This window comes from Olivibacter sp. EAT-5 (genome assembly GCF_044784325.1).
GTDB lineage: Bacteria > Bacteroidota > Bacteroidia > Sphingobacteriales > Sphingobacteriaceae > Olivibacter > Olivibacter oleidegradans.
On the sequence record NZ_CP173028.1, the window covers coordinates 4,989,696 to 5,009,368 of the forward strand.

Genomic DNA, 19,673 nt, shown 5'->3' on the forward strand with positions numbered 1-19,673 from the left:
GCTTATTATTTATATCCAAGATTTTCCTACATCCTAGAATTGATATTACAAAGATAACTTTCAAAAGCTTTGCCAAAGTATAGTATCTGACAATCTGACACTAATTTAACTTATAGCCCCTATCGCCCGTTAAAGCTCGCAAATCTTGTAAAAACTCATTACTTAGATGTACTTTCATGCCCTTTGCAGGCATCTCTAAGCTTACCTTATTTTCATAGTCTAACAATACAAACTTCAATTGACAATTTCTAATTTCCTGTTCCTGCTGATTCTTATGAATAATTTGTTGCAGATTATCTACAAACTTATTGTTCAGTTCATGCAGCGGTACCTGAATACTGATCGATTTCGCCATTTTATCCCGAAGCTCAGACAATAGTTGAATCGAAGTGATTTTAAACTCCCAATTATCTTGTTGTCGAAAACGTTCACTAACTGTGCCCCTAATCTGCAAAAAGTAGTTTTCGTTCATAAACCCTTTAAATTTAACATAATCTTCACCAAAAAGTGCCATTTCATACGAATCGCTGTAATCCTCAAAGGTCATACGTCCATAGGGTTTGCCCGTTTTGGTCATGCCATGGTAAACTGCGGTGACCATCCCTCCTACTACTAAATCCTTATTTTTTATCTTAGCAAATTCCGTTTTGACATCTTCTACTCCTTCCTCTGGAGATTCTAGTCCTGCGTCCTGTCCGTTATCAGCATCTTTCCCTGCACCGGCTTTCATTTTGTCAATCAAGTGGAGTTGACTCACCTTGTGTTGACAAAAATACTCCAATTCCAAACGATAGTCATCCATTGGATGCCCGGTTATATACATACTAACAACGTTTTTTTCGTAACGCAGCTTCTCCATCAATCCCCATTCAGGGCATGGCGGTAAGGATGGTTCGGGAATATCCGCATCACTGGTTCCTCCGAACAATGACATAGCTGCATTATTTTTGTTGTACTGGTAATCATTCGTATATTTTATTAGACGCTCTATCCCATTTTGGCTTAGCCCCTCAGGCACATGGAAGAATTGCGCCCTGTTTATACCAAAACAGTCAAAAGCCCCACTATACACCAAACTTTCGTATACCTTCTTATTGATTGTACGTGGATTACTGCGCCGGGCAAAGTCGGCAATGGATAGATACTTACCTTCATCCCTATTGCTCACAATGGTGTCTACAGCGCCGGCTCCAACTCCTTTTACTGCACCAATACCAAAGCGTATAGCTCCCTGGTCGTTCACCGTAAACTTGTAGAATGATTCATTTACATCCGGACCCAAAACCGTTAATCCCATTCGTTTACACTCTTCCATAAAGAACGATATTTGCTTGATATCGTTCATATTATTGGATAATACAGCGGCCATATATTCGGCAGGATAATGAGCCTTCAAGTAGGCTGTTTGGTAGGCCACCCACGCATAACAAGTGGAGTGCGATTTATTAAAGGCATAACTTGCAAAGGCCTCCCAATCTTTCCATATCTTCTCCAAAACCTTTTCATCATGTCCTTTTTCCGCTGCTTGTTGCACAAACTTCGGTTTCATTTTATCCAGTACATCGCGCTGCTTTTTACCCATAGCCTTACGCAAAACGTCCGCTTCACCTTTGGTAAAACCGGCTAGCTTCTGGGAGAGAAGCATCACCTGCTCTTGATAAACGGTGATACCGTAGGTCTCTTTTAAGTACTCTTCACAAGCTTCCAAATCGTAGGTAATGGGTTCCTCTCCATTTTTTCGTCGGATAAAACTGGGGATATATTCCAATGGCCCGGGTCTATAAAGAGCGTTCATAGCAATCAGGTCACCAAAAACGGTCGGCTTTAGCTCCTTCATATACTTCTGCATGCCGGGCGATTCGTATTGGAAAATACCTACCGTTTCACCGCGCTGGAAAAGCTCGTAGGTCTTCACATCGTCAATCGGAAAAAAGTCAGGATTTAGTTCAACCCCCTTCGTATGTTTCACCAAGCTGACCGTGTCCTTAATCAAGGTTAAGGTTTTCAAACCCAGAAAGTCCATTTTTAATAAACCTGCGCTTTCAACCACCGAGTTATCAAACTGCGTTACGTAAAGCTCGGAATCTTTCGCCGTGGATACAGGAACGAAATTGGTAATATCATCCGGCGTAATGATTACGCCACAGGCATGTATTCCTGTATTTCTCACAGACCCTTCTAATGCTTTCGCCTGCCTGATTGTTTCAGCTCCGAGATCATTACCATTTGCCAAATTGATTAATTCGCGGACACTCTCAAGCTCTTCTGTTCTTAAAGCGCTCTTCAAGGCCTGTGCATCCATATTAAATAGCTTGTTGAGCTTTAAGTTTGGTACGAGTTTCGCAATTTTGTCCGCTTCAAATAATGGTAAGTCCAACACCCTTGCCGTATCTCGAATAGAAGATTTGGCGGCCATTGTACCATAGGTAATAATCTGTGCTACCTGATTGGCGCCATATTTATTTATAACGTAGTCCATTACCCGTCCCCGGCCTTCATCATCAAAATCGATGTCAATATCCGGCATGGAGACACGATCGGGATTTAGGAAACGCTCAAAAAGTAAATCATATGCAATTGGATCGATGTTTGTAATTCCCAAGCAATAAGCGACCGCGGAGCCTGCAGCCGAGCCACGACCCGGCCCAACGGACACGCCGATTTCTCTAGCCGCCGCAATAAAGTCTTGTACAATCAGGAAGTAGCCTGGGTAACCGGTTTTTTCGATTGTTTGTAACTCAAAATCAAGCCGCTCTCTTATCTCCGGTGTAATCTCGCTATAACGCTTAGCAGCACCTACATAAGTTAAATGTCGAAGGTATTTATTCTCTCCTCTTTTACCGCCGTCCAGCTGATCTTCTGCTACCTGGAATTCTTCAGGAATATCAAACTTTGGCAAAAGTACATTACGATAAAGTGAGTAAACCTCTACCTTGTCTACAATCTCCTGGATGTTTGCAATCGCTTCAGGGATGTCGGTAAAGAGTTTCTTCATCTCTTCGCCCGATTTGAAGTAGTACTCCTCATTGGGCAGTCCGTAACGGAAGCCTCGACCGCGCCCTTTAGGTGTCGCTAGTTTCTCCGCATCCCGAACACATAAAAGAATGTCATGTGAATGCGCATCTTCCTTGTTTATATAGTACGTATTGTTAGTTGCAATAAGTTTTACCCCGTGTTTCCTTGCCAGTTCAACTAAACTGGCATTGATACGATTTTCATCTTCCTGGCCATGTCGCATCAATTCGATATAGAAGTCCTCACCGAAAGTCTCCTTCCACCATATCAAAGCTTCCTCCGCCTGGTTTTCTCCCATATTGAGTAACTTATTCGGTATTTCACCATATAAGTTTCCTGAAAGGACGATAATGTTTTCTTTATATTGCTCAATTATCTTCCTATCGATACGAGGTACATAATAAAATCCATCAGTATAAGCTAACGAAGACATCTTGGCCAAGTTATGGTAGCCTGTCTTGTTCTTTGCTAACATTACAATCTGGTAACCATTGTCCTTTCTCGTCTTATCCGCATGATTATCACAAACAAAAAATTCGCAGCCCACGATAGGCTTAATGATCACTTCGCTCGGCTCCTCTCCATTCTCCACGGCTGTTTTATTTTTGGCTTCTGCCGCCTTGTTATGATTCAGCACGTTGCTGACAAAGTGAAAAGCGCCCATCATATTTGCATGATCAGTAATTGCTACAGCAGGCATTCTATGCTTAGCGGCGGCCTTCACTAAATCGGAAACAGAAATGGTCGATTGCAAAATGGAAAATTGCGTATGGTTATGAAGGTGTACGTAATCGACTTCTTTAAGCTCCTCTCTGTTGGCGTCAAGCTCTTTTTGTGAAATGCTATCTTGATCAGCCTTTAAACGTCGCCTAATTGAATCAGAGGCTGCTTTCAGATTAACATGCTGTAAACCAACTGCCGCGATAGGATCTGGATTATTCGTTCGAAAAACCTCAAAATAATCTTCCTGAACTTGTAACTCAGCCGCAGTGAAAATATTCTTCTTGATCAGCTCTAGAAAACAGCGTGTCGTAGCTTCAACATCGGCGGTTGCATTATGTGCTTCAGCGAAGGGTACTCCAAATAAATATGCATGCAGCTCTGTCAGATTGGGAAGTTTAAATTTACCACCCCTACCTCCCGGTAGCTGTAACAAATTTGCCGTGACCTCTGTACAGGTATCCAATACCGCCTTCTCGCCCATGGTTGTGGCAATTCCCATCCGATGAAACTCACAACCCATAATATTGATGTCAAAACCGATATTCTGTCCGACAATAAACTTGGCTTTATCCAAAGCAATATTGAACTTTTCCAACACTTCGACCAGATCAATTCCCTGTTCTAAAGCTAGCTCGGTAGAGATACCATGGACCCGTTCAGCATCATAAGGAATATTGAAACCGTCCGGCTTAACCAGATAGTCCTGATGCTCAATCAAACGGCCCATATCGTCATGTAATTGCCAAGCTATCTGCACACAGCGCGGCCAATTATCTGTATCGGTAATGGGTGCATCCCAACGTTTCGGTAATCCTGTCGTTTCAGTATCAAAAATTAAGTACATAGCTATTAAATGGATTGAGCAATAAGATGACACAAAACTACAGAAAATTAAACGTATCCGCTTGCCACCTGATCACAAAAGTATCCACATATGTCAGAAATTATACCGTAGAGAAAGCAAGTTTTTTTCCGCTACCGCTATTCTGTTCAAACTATCAGAGATTGCGCTTTTTAACGGTATATTATAGTGTTAAAAGAACGCTTATTTCAGTTAAGGTTATTTAGCAAATTGGAAATCACGCCAATTTTCTATAGGTTTGGTGGAACAAAAACTAACAATAACCAACAGTTTTGATCTAATCATCTATTGTCGATCCACTGAAATAAATTGCTTAACCGTGCGACGAGTTACCCTATATACCCTGATTTTGATGCTGTTTAGCATAATGACAACGTTAGCACAACGTATAGGTAATATTCGATTCTACCAGTTGAACGAGCAGCATGGCTTATCCAATAACCACATAAGCGCCATTATTAAAGATTCAACCGGTTTTCTTTGGTTCGGTACTTCAGCGGGCTTAAACCGGTACGATGGCCGTCAAATCAAGGTTTACCGCCACTCTAACGCAAATATTACCAGCATAAAGGACAATAATATCATCGATCTGTTTATCGGCCCTGAAAACAAACTGTGGATAAAAAGTAAAAAAGGCTTAAACATCTATCAGGACAAACACGAAAATTTCGTCAGGAATGTAGATAGCGTATTAAAAACCTATGGACTACCACCTACAGACATTATTCAAATAGAGCGAGATAGTCAGGGGAATTTTTGGTTTCTAACTGTTGGAAATGGCTTATATCGATATAATCCTGTAAAAAAAACGAGCGTCCGCCTTCAAAGCCTCAATGGACAAAACATAACCGGTATAGCACTTTCGCAAAGCAATGGAACATTGCATACAATTTACGCAAATGGATTGATAGAGACTATAGATATTCAAACCCTCGTGTGCAGAAAACGTCTTCAAGCGATCACAAAAGCGGTTGATGGTTTGTCTAGTGCAATCTTTAAACTATTTTGTGATCGGCATGACAACCTTTGGGTTTACTCAACAGATGTTCCGCTTGGTGTTTACTACCTCCAAAAGGGAAAAACAGACGCCAGACACCTGCATAAAAACAGCAAACCTGCTGCGCTGAATACGGATGTAGTTACCCATATTACCGAGGATGAAAACAACAATATCTGGTTAGCAACTGATCATGGTGGAATTAATCTATTACACAAAAAGGATTTCTCCGTGTCCTATATTCTTCATCATGATGCCAATGCTTCCACGATAGCACAGAACAGCACCATTTCACTCTATAAGGATGACCAGCAAATCATATGGGTTGGAACATATAAACAAGGGCTAAGCTATTATCATAAGCAACTTTTTATGTTCCCGCTGGTAAACAAGCAAACAGGGTTACCCTTTGAAGATGTAAATCGATTTGCAGAAGATCGTCAGGGCAATTTATGGATAGGTACAAATGGCGGTGGTCTTTTGTATTTCGACCGCGCCAAGAATCAGTTCAAAACTTATAAGCAAACCGACTTACCCAACGACCTAAGTAGCAATATCATTGTCAGCATGCTGCTCGATACAAAAGATAGACTTTGGGTTGGCACTTACCACGGCGGCCTAAATATGTTCGACGGCAAGACGTTTAAGCAATACCCGCTTGAATCAGATCGAGATGGATACCCTCATGATAATAATATATGGGAAATCTATCAGGATAGCAGAGGCCGGATATGGGTAGGAACGCTATCAAACGGGCTTTATTACTATGAAGCGGAATACGATCGGTTTGTCAGTGTGAACAATGCAGGCATACCGAAATACATATCAGCCATAATGGAAGATAAAAACGGACATCTATGGGTCGGAGGTGCGCAGGGAATTGTGATATTGAATCGATCTAACGAAATCATTTACAAGTTTACGGCCGGAACCGGGAAAGACAGCTTGAGCAATAACTATATCTCGGATTTATTGCAAGATAAACATGGCCGTATTTGGATTGCTACACAAGATGGTCTAAACTTGTATAAACCTGGATCAAATAGCTTTCAAGTTTTTCGGAATACAAATGGCCTACCTGATAATTTTGCGCTGAATTTATTAGAAGACGCACAGGGCAGACTTTGGGTAAGCACCTTAAAAGGCCTATCATGCATACACTATCGGGAAAGCGATAACGAATTACCGGATATCAAAAATTACCATACCCAAGATGGTCTTCAGGGCCTTTCTTTTAATGAAAATGCAGTATACAAAACAAAAGCGGGAGAGCTTATTTTCGGTGGGCCAGCTGGTTTTAACATCATCGTCCCAAAGGATATTCCTAAATTAAAAGCGCCATTTAAACCGGTAATAACAGCCTTCTCATTATTCAACGAGACATTGGAAATCGATAAAGAATATCATGGTCGTTCCATTTTAATCAATTCCCCTACCTATACCAAAAACATATCCCTAAATTATGATCAGAATATTTTTACAATTACCTTCTCGCCGCTTGAATATATAACGAAGGAGCATCGACGGTTTCTCTATCAGCTTGAAGGTTTTAATGACAATTGGTTACCTGACCAGGGCGATCACAAAATAACCTTTACGAATTTGGATCCGGGTGTTTACGAATTCAAGGTAAAAGCGTCGCTCGATAATGGACAATGGAGCGATCCCTATACCTTGCTCCGCATTGAAATTGCTCCCCCCATTTGGAAAACACCTCTGGCCTATGTCTCTTACATTCTGTTGCTTGGTGCCTCGCTTTTACTGATCCGACATATTGAAAGGAAACGACAAAAAAGCCGATTTCGACTGCAACAGGAGCGCGAAGCTTTTAAACAGGCAGTTGAGCTAGACAGAACTAAAACACAATTTTTCACTAACATAAGTCATGAATTTCGCACACCATTAAGTCTCATCCTAGCACCAATTGATCGATTACTGGATGAAAAGCTAAATGAGGGACAAAAGACTCAGTTGCAAACCATGAAGCGCAATGCCAAAAGGTTATTGAATTTAGTCAATCAACTTCTTGATTTAAAAAAGGTTGACAGCAACAAGCTAAAGATAGACTTAACTTTAGGTGATATCATCTCGCACATCAGAGAACATGTTGATTCTTTTATGGATCTGGCGGCCGTAAAACATATAACACTCTCATTCATCTCAAATAAAGGCAGCTTTTACGCCTATTTCGATCAAGAAAAAATCGAACGTATTACATTTAATTTATTAAGTAATGCGTTGAAATTCACCGACAAAAATGGTAAAGTGGAGGTAATACTTACAGTAAAAGATGCTGCAAATTCACATTACTTAGAAATAAAAGTGAAAGATACAGGAATAGGTATACCCGCAGATCAGCAAGAAAAAATCTTTGAACGTTATTTTCAACATGTTGACACCAAGAACCTTTACAATCAAGGATACGGTATTGGATTATCAATTACACATGATTACGTGCAACTGCTAGGTGGAACAATTACACTCAATAGCCAAGAGAACGTGGGTAGCACCTTTACAATTGATCTACCATTACCTGTTAATGTTGAAAAAAACAGCGATGCCCTATCTGCACTAGCTGAAGTTGGACCCGATCTCCATCCACAAAAACACAAAAGGGAGCAAGGGAAAAAGCTTCCATCAATACTTTTGGTTGATAATGATGAAGATTTGATTTTTTACCTATATGAAAACTTAAAGTATAAGTTTCAACTGGATTATGCTTTTGATGCACAATCAGCGTGGGTAAAAGCACTTGGGCAACATCCCGACTTAATCATTTCGGATATACAGATGCCCGGCGATTCGGGTATTGACTTATGCAAAAAGATAAAAGACGATTCCCGAACCCGTCATATACCCGTTATGTTATTGACAGCCTATAGCGATGAAGCGATACAGCTAAAAGCTACTGATTCCGGCGCGTCAGATTATATCATCAAACCTTTTCATTTCCAGTTGCTAATAGCAAAAATCGACAACCTATTAAAGCAAAAGACATTATTGGAAAGAACTTATAAAAAACAACTTGAAGTTATTCCTTCTATCACCGCCATTGAATCTGAGGACGAAAAATTTCTACGGCGTGCAGCCAAAATCGTGGAAGATAATATAGCCAACACGACATTTTCAGTAGAAGATTTAGCGGCAGCCCTAAACATTAGTCGCGTAGGTTTATACAAACGCCTTTTAGCATTAAATGGCCATACGCCCTCCGAGTTTATTCGTAATATTCGATTGCGCAAAGCCGCTCAACTCCTGGTAAAATCCAATCTAAGTGTTGCAGAGGTAGCTTATCAAGTCGGTTTCAATAATCCTAAACAATTCAGCAAATATTTTAAGGCAATGTATGCGGTATTGCCTTCTGTGTATAAACAGAATCAGTAGATTTTCTATACCTTTTGCGACGAAAAAACGCGATAAAGCAAGCATCCACATCTATATTGTTAACCAAAATACCCCTATTTATAAACATTTCCGTCCCCTCCCATATTGGGTGTACGCGTAGTTTTGTCTCACAAGTTTTACAGGACTAACCAAAACAAACTAACCAAAACTTGTAAAACAAGAATTTTTTTTGTAACAAAACATGCCAAAATTACCTACTCTTTTTGCCCTACTTTGTTGCAGTTTACCACTACTGGTAAATGCACAGAAAGCTGATTATCGAAAAACTGAAAACGGAATTTCGTTGACATTTAGAAATGCTCCCGGAACGATTGATCAAAATCTAGCAATTGAATTCATTCGTGACAGCATTGTACATATCAGGTCAACCCCCTTAAACAACTCGGTAAAGCAGTCGGCCCAACTTTCCATCACCGATACACTTCAAAGTAAGTCGACGCCACACGCTATTGAGGAAACCGGGAATACCATTCACCTCAAAAACAAAGTGCTTCAACTTAGTATTTCCCTGCTGACAGGCCAGATAGCCTTCTTAAATCCTAATGGTGATACCATCTTATACGAAATGCCAAGAAATGCCCAAGCATTTACTCCAGGCGTTGCCAACGGTGATGTGTTTTACAAAATAAAGCAAGATTTTAAAATAAGTGAAGACGAAGGCTTATACGGACTTGGCCAACATCAAAACGGTATTATGAATTACCAGGGCAAGCAAGTCACCCTTTTGCAATACAACACCGATGTTGCCGTACCAATGTTATTGTCTACAAAAAACTATGGGCTCTTATGGAATAATTACGCTATTACTAAAGTCGGAGACACGCGCGAACTATTGCCTTTATCCAGTTTAGCATTGTATGCAAAAGATGGTCAACAAGGCTGGTTAACAGCGAGCTATGTAAATAAAGAAAACGAAAAAGAGGTTTTTACAACGCGCGCCGAATCGGATATCGATTACAATGATCTGAGTGATTTATATAAATTTCCTCAAGGAATTGACCTCTCCAAGTGTTTAGTTCGTTACGAGGGTCACTTTAGCTCTCCTTTAACCGGCAAACAACGTCTACACTTTAAGTATGCAGGCTATATCAAGGTTTGGATCGACGGCAAACTTTTACAGGACCGGTGGAGGGAATCATGGAATGCCGGAAGCTTCGAATTGGAATTCGCCACGGAGGCCAATGAGAAACACGCCATACAAATCGATTGGAAACCGGAAGGCGCCCAGTCGTATTTAGGAATAAATTGGCAACGCCCCATTCCACAAGCAGGGCGACGAATCTTTGGCTTCGATTCAGAAGCGGGTGATGGCATTGACTACTACTTTATTAAAGGAAGTAATATGGACCACGTAATCAGTGGGTATCGTACGCTTACCGGAAAGGCACCCGTAATGCCCAAATGGGTGTTTGGTTATTGGCAAAGTCGCGAGCGCTATAAAACGCAAGCTGAAATCCTAGAAGTAGCCAAAGAATTTAGGCGGCGCCGCATTCCAATTGATAATCTTGTACTCGATTGGTCATATTGGCCCGAAAAAGATTGGGGAGGCCAAAATTTTGATGCTGCACGCTTCCCTGATGCAACAGGAATGATCTCTCAACTGCATAAAGACCATTTCAAACTCATGATTTCCGTATGGCCTAAATTTAACCAAGAAGCTACCACCTATTCTCAATTCATGGAAAATGGTTGGCTATATAGACGAAACATTGCGGATGGCAGGAAAGATTGGATAGGAAAAGGATACACTTCTACGTTTTACGATCCTTTCAATGCCGAGGCAAGACGCGGATTCTGGGACTTGCTCAATAAAAAGCTCTATCAAAAAGGTGTTGATGCTTTCTGGATGGATGCTAGCGAACCGGATATTCATTCGAATATAAGTGTTCAGGAAAGGAAAGACGTGTTTCAACCGTCTATCGGATCTTCGACACGTTATTATAATGCCTTCCCATTGCAAAATGCCAAAGGAATTTATGAAGGTCAGCGAGCGGAAGATCCTAATAAACGAATTTTTATGCTTACACGTTCAGGGTTTTCCGGGCAGCAGCGCTACGCCGCTGCCACATGGAGTGGAGATATTGCTTCTACCTGGAATGATATGAAAGACCAGATAGCAGCTGGTGTGAATTTCTCAATGTCCGGACTTCCCTATTGGACAATGGATGTTGGCGGCTTTTTAGTTGAAAAAAGATATTACCAACCTCAAGCTGCCGATCAGGAAGAATGGCGCGAACTAAATAGCAGATGGCACCAGTTTGGCGCTTTTACGCCTATTTTTAGGGCACACGGGCAGTTCCCGTTCCGAGAGCCCTTTAACATCGCTCCTGAAGGACATCCGGCCTACAATAGCATGGTATACTATATACGCCTACGTTATCGGTTGCTTCCCTATCTGTATAGCTTAGCCTGTAAAACCTATCACGATGACTATAGTATACTACGGGGATTGGCTATGGACTTCACCGGCGATACTAAAACTTACAATATCAACGACCAGTTTATGTTGGGTCCGTCCTTGCTTGTCAACCCGGTCACCCGTAAAGGAGCCAACAGTCGCACCCTCTATTTACCGACCGGAACTTCCTGGTATAACTTTTACACCGGTGAACAGGTCCAAGGAGGCCAACAAATCGATGCACCTGCTCCCTTCGAGCGTATACCTGTTTTTGTTAAAGCGGGCTCCATTCTACCGTTGGGCCCCTCCTTACAGTATACTGACGAAAAAAATGATCAAGCCACTACGTTGTATGTTTTCGAAGGCGGAAATGGCGATTTCACCTTGTATGAAGACGATGGACTCACCTATAACTATGAAAAAGGAGGTTTTAACTACATTCAAATTGAATACGACGATCAAACAAAAACAGTCACCTTTTCAAAAAGAACAGGAAACTACACGGCCGCGCCTAAAAGTCGGATGTTTAACATCGTTTTTGTCAGCAAGCAACGACCTAGCGGTATAGATAGCCAAGCTAAACCCAACACAAGCGTGAGCTATAAGGGCAATAGTATCAAGGTAAAACTAACAAACAATTAAATAAACAAGCCAGCAACGGTAAGACCTAAAAACATGAATATGCTAACATTCAAAAAAACCATTAAACAGCTTGAATTATGGGCTCTTTTACTGCTATTTTCAGTACAATTGACATTCGCCCAACAAGCAATTAGAGGGAAGGTGGTCTCTACGGAAGACCGACTTCCTATTCCAGGAGTAAGTGTAAAAATCAAAGGGACCGCTCAGGGTATATCAACCGACGAAAACGGTAATTTCTCCATTAATGCCAACGTTGGCCAGTCATTGATATTTTCCTATATCGGTATGCAAGAAAAGGAAGTAAAATTGACATCCGCTGCACCTATTAACGTCGCGCTCGAGCCAACAACAGGAAATCTAGACGAGGTAGTAGTGGTAGGCTATGGCGTGCAGCAGAAAAAGTTGATAACCGGTGCCTCTGTTCAAGTAAAAGGCGATGACATTCAAAAGCAAAGCACAACCAATGCACTGCAAGCTTTACAAGGACAAACACCGGGGGTTCAGATTAGTTCAACCTCCGGACAGCCGGGAGAAAGCATGCGTGTCATCATCCGGGGTGTCGGAACAATCGCCAATGCCAGTCCACTTTACGTAGTAGACGGTGTTTTAACAAACGACATCAGTTACCTGAATCCCAACGACATCGCCTCCATAGATGTGCTAAAGGATGCTGCTTCTGCGGCTATTTATGGCTCACAGGCCGCCAATGGCGTGATACTCGTTACTACTAAAACAGGTAAATCGGATCAGCCCGCACAAATTTCCGTGGACACTTATACCGGCTTACAAAAATTGGCAAGGAAAATCGATATGCTCAATGCCAAACAATACGCCATTATTATGAACGAAGGAGCTATTAACGCCGGAAAAGTGCCTTATTTTACGAATGAAGAGATAACCAATCTCGGAGAAGGGACCATGTGGATGGACGAAATGTTCAAGGATAATGCATTAACGCAAAATTATTCGCTAAGTGCACAAGGGGGCAGTACAAAATCAACCTATTCGACTTCCTTTGCGTATACGTCGCAGGAGGGAATTGTAGGAGGTAAAAGTTTATCCAACTATGAGCGTTTCAATTATCGCATCAATTCAGAACACAACTTATACAATGACATTATACGGTTAGGAGAACATCTCACATTTACCTATTTGAACAGTAACGGGATTGGGGTAGGTAATCAATACAACAACTCGTTAAGGGGGGCTTTCAATACCAGTCCTTTGGTGCCAATGTACGATGAAGAGGGGAATTTCTATGACAACACCAATTCCTCTTGGAACACAGGTGAGGCAAACCCTTATGCAACCATGTATTATAGCAATCAAAATGATCGCAATAGTCAGCGTTTATTTGGCGATGTTTATTTAATAGTAGAACCTATTAAAGGCCTACGTTTTAGAACCAGCTTAGGGCTGGACTATAATGTTAATGAAAGTAGATCTTTTACCCCCATATATAGGCTTTCTGCTTATTCTTTCAATGATTTTTCCAGAATTAATCAAAATATGGGAAAGAATAAATCCCTCCTATGGGATAATTTACTTAGTTATACGTTCGATATAAAAGACGATCACCACTTTGAGGCCATGGTTGGATCTTCGGCCTTTCAATACGATGGATCGAGTATCTGGGGAGCCAATATAAATGCGGTCTTCAACGATCTAGAGCACGCCTGGTTATCTAATGCCACCAACGCTAATGATGCAGCACAGATGACCTTAAGGGGTGCACCCGATGATGCGGATAAGCGCATGTCCTATTTTGGACGGCTTAACTATAACTATAAAGGCACGTATTTATTAAATGCGACCTTTAGAGCGGATGGTTCATCGCGATTTGCGCGCGGTAATCGTTGGGGATATTTTCCGTCCATTTCTGCCGGTTGGGTTATCTCCAACGAGGCTTTTGCAGAAAGCACCAAAAACTGGTTGGATTTCTTTAAACTAAGGGCGAGCTGGGGACAGGTTGGCAATCAAAGAATAGATGCCTTTCAATTTATGTCGCCGGTAACATTCCTGAATACCAATTACATCTTTGGAAATCAAGAAGGTGTGCTTACACCGGGCGCCTATCCAAGTCGCTTAAGCAATGTTAACCTGAAATGGGAAACTTCGCAACAGACAAACATCGGCTTCGATGCCCGATTGTTACAAAATCGGCTGGACATTACCTTTGATTGGTATGATAAAATCACAAAAGATTGGTTAATCCAGGTTCCCGTGTTGGCAACAGCGGGAGCAGACGGACCATTTATAAATGGCGGTGATGTGAAAAACACCGGTGTAGAACTTGCATTGAATTATCATGATCATATTGGTGAGTTTAACTACAGTGTAGGCCTTAATGGTACTTACAATAAAAATAAAGTAGGCAGTATACCCACTGCAGACGGAATTATCCATGGTGCCAACAATTTACTGTTTGCTAACTCCGGTGAGTTTTATCGTGCACAAAACGGCTTTCCCATTGGCTATTTCTGGGGATATAAAACAAATGGGATTTTCCAGACTGAAGACGAGGTTAACAGCTACCGCAATGCCAATGGTACACTTATACAACCCAGTGCACAACCGGGTGATGTTCGTTATGTTGATGTAAACGGTGACGGACAGATCGGCGAAACGGATAAAACCATGATTGGCAACCCAAACCCCGACTTTACCTATGGTTTCAGTATTACAGCTAATTATAAAGGTTTCGATTTAGCAATTCAGGCTTCGGGCGTGGCAGGTAATCAATTAGTGCAATCGTACCGCAATCATACGGATCCATATTCCAATTACACAACCGCCATACTTGACCGTTGGCACGGGCCGGGATCATCGAATACCACTCCTCGCATTACCGAAGATGCACGTAACTGGACTAACTTTTCTGACCTATACATTCATGACGGTGATTTCCTTCGTATAAGTACCATTACATTGGGTTATGATTTCGGAAAAATCATTAAAAGGAATTATTTAAGAAAAGTTCGCCTATTTGCTTCTGTATTGAACGCCTTCACTTTTACGAAATATGACGGTATGGATCCGGAAATAGGATATGCCGAAGGATTTGCCAGTGGTGTCGACCTAGGTTATTATCCACGCCCAAGAACTTTTATGATTGGAACCAACATTACTTTTTAACCAATTATCTATTGAAAAAATGAAAAATTTCATTCTCTATACGCTTTTAGCGAGCACGTTAACATTAGGATCGTGCACGAAAGGATTTTTAGATACAGAGCCAATAACCGAATTGACGGATGAAAACTTTTATCGTACCACGGACGATGCATATAAAGCTCTTGTCGGCTGTTACGATGGTTTACAGATCGTTTGGGCCGGTGGCGTTAGCTTACCAGTTGCCACTGAGATCCTATCTGATAACTGCTTTGGGGGTACGGGTAATTCGGACGGCTTTGGTTATCAAATGTTGGACGAATTTGATCGGCTACGTTCACCCGCTGACCAAAATTTATTTGTTGATAATTGGATCGCCTATTATAAGGCAATCTATCGGTGCAATATGCTCTTAGGAAAATTGGACGGTATAGAATGGGGAAACAAAGCCGATCTGCGTCCTGTATACGAAGCAGAAACACGTTTTATCCGTGCCTATTTGTATTTTGATATGATCCGGTTATGGGGGCACGTTCCTTTATTAACGGAGCCGAGCAATGAAAATATACCGCAAGCCGATCCTAATGAAGTTTATACGGTTATAGCCAATGATCTTAAGTTCGCTATAGAAAATTTGCCGGCAACATCTTACGCAAGCCAGCCAACCGCCACTTACGGGCGGGTTACAAAATGGGCAGCTGAAAGTTTAATGGGCCGGGTGTTCCTTTATTATACAGGTTACTACAAGCAAACCGACTTGGTAGGCGTGGTTGACCGTAATGCTGCACTCAACTACTTGGAAGACGTTATCAATAACGGAGGCTTTTCGTTGGTAGAGAATTTTGCTCATCTATGGCCAGCCTCCTTAGAAAACTATGTGGGAGAGGATAATAAAGAAACCGTTTTTGCTATCAAGTATACCTTTACAAGCGACTATGATGGAAATACGGATGGTAATCATTGGATGGTTATGTTTGGCATGCGCGAGCAATGGAGTTTTCCTTATGGCAACGGATGGGGTGGCGCAACTGTCAATCCAAAGTTATGGAATGCTTATAATAGAAATGATAGTCGCAGAACAGCTTCCATCATCGCCATCGCAGAAGAGGGCATCAACTTCACCAATCAAAGTAAGCAAAGAGAGTATACCGGCTATTACAACAAAAAGTACAGCCCATTGGTAGATGAAAACGGAAACAGCATTGCCGTAAACAAAGGAGGGGTCAACTTTCAAATTGGCCAATTCCAAGATTATGTATCCATTCGTTATGCGGATGTGCTTTTAATGGCAGCAGAACTTGGAAGCCCTAACGCCCAAACTTATTTTGATGCCGTACGCAGGCGTGCTTTTGGCACTAATTTTTCCGCTCAACCGGTTAGTCAGTCGGCCATTATGAATGAGCGCAAGCTTGAATTTGCGTTAGAAGGAATTCGTTACTGGGATTTACTACGCCAAGGCGTAGACGTAGCTGCTTCAACAATCGCTGAAAGCACCACCGTATTAAACGGGGGCCAAGAAGTGCGTAAAACGATCAGTGCCGGGAAAATCAATGAAACAAACGGATTACAACAAATTCCGAACAATCAAATAACCCTGTCTAATGGTGTACTGGTTCAAAATGCAGGGTGGTAACATACTAAAGCTATTAAAAATGAAAGCAAAGAAAATAAATATAGCACTGATCGTGACTTGTATCACTATACTGATAAGCTCCTGTCAGAAAAAAGACTATCAATTGGATGAACCTTTGGATAAGTCCCAAATCCAGTTCGAAGTTGTGCAAGATTTCAATGCCGATGCAGGTGGTAATACGGTTATATTGAAAAATAACACAGCTAGTACAGTATCCATATGGGATTATCAAACCGGAAAATCAACCCGACAACAAGATACCATTCATTATGCATTTAAAGGCGATTACACGATTAAGTTTTCGGCTATGACAGGTGGTGGTATTGTTGAGGTTGATTCTGTGAAAATCACAGTTACTGAGAATAATCTCAATTATGTTAGCGATCCTATGTGGACCTATATATCCGGTGGCGCCGGTCATGAAAAAACTTGGGTGCTCGACACCGACGGCCTTTTTTTTGAGGGTCCGATGACTTTTGTTGATCCCAATAATTTCTCGACTATTTGGTGGGATGCCGGGCAAGGAATTTATCCCGACAATATGGCACGAGGAGATTATGGTGAAATGACCTTCTCGCTCTTAACAAGTCCCGATTTCCGGAACATCAAGAGGATGGAAAATAACGTTCAAGAAAAAGGCACCTATATGCTAAATATAGCCGACAAAACCTTAACGATAAACGGAGGAACGATACTCAGAGGATATAAGCCGGCTAAAAACGGTATTACCGGTGTATCTAATTGGACTACCTACGAAATTTTAGCCCTTGATGAAAACACGCTGCGATTAGGGGTTTACCGTGATAAGGATGTCGACGGTGAAGGCTTAGCGCTATTGGTATACAATTTTATAGCTAAAGACTTTGCTGAAAGTCAAAATAAGTAAAAATAGAAAGCAGGCTTCGTATGAAGCCTGCTTTCTATTTTACAACTCAACACGCTTACCTTCCATAGCTGATTTTTTTGCAGCTTCTAAAATTTCTACAACAATCACATTATTGTTTAAAGAAGACAAATCGTCGTCTGCTCGCACCTCACCTTTTAAAAGGGCTTCTAGATAGGCTACATGATTTTCGTAATACTCGTTTGTAAGCGAAATCGATTCTGGTTTCTGATGCGAAGTATACTTCAGGAGCGTGGTCCCATTTACTGCGTGCCACTGCTCTTTCGTAGTAAACACCTGTAAATCCTTAACGCTATAAGGCCAGCACCAGGAAGCTTGGATAATCCCCGTGCTGCCATCCGCATATTCAAGAACAAGGGTAGCATCATCCTCTACTTTCGGATAAATCATGGGTTTGAGCTGTTTGGTGATAGCCATAACGGCCTTCGGTCTTTCTCCGTTTTTAAGCCAAGTCATCAAATTAGCTCCATAACACCCGAAATCCATTAAAGCACCGCCCCCATTCTTTACCGGATCAGTTAACCAATTAAGGAAATCTTCGCTACATCCTATTTCTTTAGGGCCTTCATGACCATCTTTCACCATCATTTTCCTAATAGTTCCAGCTGCTTGTTCACGAAGCAAAGCTTTGAGACGTTGGTTACTTCTATACCAGGTAGTTTCGTAATTAGTTAAAAATAGCGTGGCATTCTCTTCTGCTAATTGAGCAATCCGTGCAGCTTCCCCCGTATTGGTCGCTAAAGGCTTTTCTACCATGACGGGTATTTTGAGCGGCATGCATAATTCAGCAACCTGTACATGCTCATTCGTGGGATTGTACGCGAGTACAACGGTTGGCTTTACATGTTGTAATAAGGTAGCAAGATCTTTGTAAAACAGATTGCCCGGAATTTTATACCTTGTTTGCATTCTTCGCACTAACTGTTCATCTGATTCAGCTATTCCTACTATATCAACTTTCCGTTGCTCATACAAATTCAGCAAAAGATGTACATGATCATGGTTTAGGCCAGCCACGGCAACTTTTAATACCTCCCTACTGAATAGATGGTTAGGCATAAGCAAAACAATAGCAAGCGTTACTTTAAATAATAGATTCATGAGTGTATGGCTATTCTGTCAGGCTAAAGGTAGTGATTCAGGCAAACAAAAAGCCATTGTATCCTAATTATTGCAATTGCTCCGGTCTAACAATGTTACGGACAATCCATTCTTCCCTGTCATTTATATTGCTTCTTTCCAGAAAAACAGTATAAGTATGTACACGGCCATCCTCCCCTTCTATATCGACACTCGTTTTGAATTCAGTTTCACTTGAGGCCTCATTTTCCTGAATAAGTTGGTGAATGTGACTGCAAACCCAGTCCTTAATCTCTTTATCTGTATGCATATCAAAAAGCTTCTTCCCTATTAATACAATTTAACAAGCGCTTTGTTGTTGATTTTATCTGAGATAAAGGATGAATTAGGCTAAACCTTTTGTCCAAAAGCGTGTTTAGAGTTAAGAATGTAAAAACAGCTCAGATGGACGCATTAATAAAATGACAGGAAGAGAGAAAATGGTAGATAATGATAAAAACAGCAGTAAAACGAAGGCTGAAGAGGATTATGTGGCACATAAAGAAAATCCAGGACCCGCACCGGAAGCATTCGAAAAAACAGACAGAGGTTCAGGAAGATTTTTATTTTTGATACTGGCGCTGATTGTCGTTATTCTGATCATTGTGTGGATGCTTACCTAAGCAGTAAAGTTGCCAATAATATCAAGTATAAAAAACAAAAAAAACGTTATTTAAAACAAGATCGGCCCTGTCTTTTATCAAAGTTTGATACCTTTGTTTTTTCTATTCTGCACAACTATTTGAGTGCTGAAGGTTTACCGGGGAAGATGGTCATTAACACAAACAGGTGAAAAGCAAAAGAGAGACAGCATTCGTTAGGGCTTCGAAAACACATGAATTTGGGAACACTTTTAAGAATATA

General features: G+C 41.3%; 9 protein-coding genes. 6 read left to right on the forward strand and 3 right to left on the reverse strand.

What is annotated here, in order from left to right; all coding sequences use genetic code 11:
* Window positions 1-100: 100 nt before the first annotated feature.
* Entirely contained in the window at window positions 101-4,582 is a 4,482-nt protein-coding gene (gene dnaE, locus ACH11B_RS20860) for a DNA polymerase III subunit alpha (protein ID WP_377608760.1), read from the reverse strand.
* 385 nt (window positions 4,583-4,967) lie between these two features.
* Here dnaE and ACH11B_RS20865 point away from each other — a divergent pair, with 385 nt between their 5' ends.
* The 5 genes from ACH11B_RS20865 (at window position 4,968) to ACH11B_RS20885 (ending at window position 17,672) form a co-directional block, all read left to right on the forward strand.
* The gene (locus ACH11B_RS20865) at window positions 4,968-8,981 is read left to right on the forward strand and encodes a two-component regulator propeller domain-containing protein (protein WP_377608758.1); all 4,014 of its coding nucleotides are present in this window, start codon (window positions 4,968-4,970) and stop codon (window positions 8,979-8,981) included.
* A 202-nt stretch (window positions 8,982-9,183) separates the two neighbouring features.
* Window positions 9,184-12,042, forward strand: coding sequence for a TIM-barrel domain-containing protein (locus ACH11B_RS20870; RefSeq protein WP_377608757.1), 2,859 nt, complete (start codon window positions 9,184-9,186; stop codon window positions 12,040-12,042).
* Window positions 12,043-12,081: 39 nt separating this feature from the next.
* A complete protein-coding gene (locus ACH11B_RS20875) occupies window positions 12,082-15,177 on the forward strand; it encodes a SusC/RagA family TonB-linked outer membrane protein (protein ID WP_377608755.1) in 3,096 nt (1,031 codons plus the stop codon).
* A gap of 19 nt (window positions 15,178-15,196) precedes the next feature.
* Window positions 15,197-16,786 carry a RagB/SusD family nutrient uptake outer membrane protein gene (locus ACH11B_RS20880; protein WP_377608753.1) on the forward strand — a complete coding sequence of 530 codons (1,590 nt, stop codon included), beginning with the start codon at window positions 15,197-15,199 and terminating at the stop codon, window positions 16,784-16,786.
* A 19-nt stretch (window positions 16,787-16,805) separates the two neighbouring features.
* The gene (locus tag ACH11B_RS20885) at window positions 16,806-17,672 is read left to right on the forward strand and encodes a hypothetical protein (protein ID WP_377608751.1); all 867 of its coding nucleotides are present in this window, start codon (window positions 16,806-16,808) and stop codon (window positions 17,670-17,672) included.
* A 39-nt stretch (window positions 17,673-17,711) separates the two neighbouring features.
* Here ACH11B_RS20885 and ACH11B_RS20890 read toward each other — a convergent pair whose 3' ends face one another.
* Window positions 17,712-18,791: a Gfo/Idh/MocA family protein gene (locus ACH11B_RS20890; RefSeq protein WP_377608749.1), complete on the reverse strand. Its 1,080-nt coding sequence runs from the start codon at window positions 18,789-18,791 to the stop codon at window positions 17,712-17,714.
* Between the two features lie 67 nt (window positions 18,792-18,858).
* On the reverse strand, window positions 18,859-19,080 hold the full coding sequence (locus ACH11B_RS20895) for a hypothetical protein (RefSeq protein WP_130855813.1): 222 nt from the start codon (window positions 19,078-19,080) through the stop codon (window positions 18,859-18,861).
* A gap of 151 nt (window positions 19,081-19,231) precedes the next feature.
* Here ACH11B_RS20895 and ACH11B_RS20900 point away from each other — a divergent pair, with 151 nt between their 5' ends.
* Window positions 19,232-19,432 (forward strand): hypothetical protein, encoded by a 201-nt coding sequence (locus tag ACH11B_RS20900; protein ID WP_013667181.1) that lies wholly within the window; start codon window positions 19,232-19,234, stop codon window positions 19,430-19,432.
* Window positions 19,433-19,673: the final 241 nt, after the last annotated feature.

Excerpts from the sequence above, each read along its gene's own strand:
- dnaE (WP_377608760.1), bottom strand. The coding sequence starts at position 4,582 with ATGTACTTAATTTTTGATACTGAAACGACAGGATTACCGAAACGTTGG.
- ACH11B_RS20880 (WP_377608753.1), top strand. The coding sequence starts at position 15,197 with ATGAAAAATTTCATTCTCTATACGCTTTTAGCGAGCACGTTAACATTA.
- ACH11B_RS20885 (WP_377608751.1), top strand. The coding sequence starts at position 16,806 with ATGAAAGCAAAGAAAATAAATATAGCACTGATCGTGACTTGTATCACT.
- ACH11B_RS20900 (WP_013667181.1), top strand. The coding sequence starts at position 19,232 with ATGACAGGAAGAGAGAAAATGGTAGATAATGATAAAAACAGCAGTAAA.
- ACH11B_RS20870 (WP_377608757.1), top strand. The coding sequence starts at position 9,184 with ATGCCAAAATTACCTACTCTTTTTGCCCTACTTTGTTGCAGTTTACCA.
- ACH11B_RS20890 (WP_377608749.1), bottom strand. The coding sequence starts at position 18,791 with ATGAATCTATTATTTAAAGTAACGCTTGCTATTGTTTTGCTTATGCCT.
- ACH11B_RS20895 (WP_130855813.1), bottom strand. The coding sequence starts at position 19,080 with ATGCATACAGATAAAGAGATTAAGGACTGGGTTTGCAGTCACATTCAC.
- ACH11B_RS20875 (WP_377608755.1), top strand. The coding sequence starts at position 12,082 with ATGCTAACATTCAAAAAAACCATTAAACAGCTTGAATTATGGGCTCTT.
- ACH11B_RS20865 (WP_377608758.1), top strand. The coding sequence starts at position 4,968 with ATGACAACGTTAGCACAACGTATAGGTAATATTCGATTCTACCAGTTG.